Raw genomic sequence first — 265 nt, 5'->3', positions numbered from 1 at the left:
GTACGGAATATCGAGCCCGGTGAGCTCCTCCACAGTATCGACCACGCAGGGCAGCCCGCCGCGCCCCATCGCCTCGTTGACCGGGGCAGCTTGCAGCGCGCCGTACACCTCGCCGGTGCCGGCGTCGGTGCACTCCGGATGCGCCACGATGAGGTCCCGGGGAATGCTCACGACCACGGCGTTCGTGTGGTCCGCCGACACGTGCACCAGAATGTTGACGTCGTTGAGGGTGGTCGCCCGCTCGCCGTACGCCGCCCCCTGGGAC

Annotated in this window: 1 protein-coding gene; it reads right to left on the bottom strand. The window is 69.4% G+C overall.

The annotated features are described in order from the left end of the window. On the bottom strand, positions 1-265 hold a 265-nt coding region (locus BV453_RS01740; RefSeq protein WP_249520723.1), incomplete at both ends, for an LCP family protein.

This window comes from Microbacterium sp. ER1, from assembly GCF_023383675.1.
In the GTDB taxonomy this organism is placed as follows: domain Bacteria; phylum Actinomycetota; class Actinomycetes; order Actinomycetales; family Microbacteriaceae; genus Microbacterium.
Note: the sequence above shows the minus strand (reverse complement) of the source record. Positions and strands in the feature narration are given on the sequence as shown.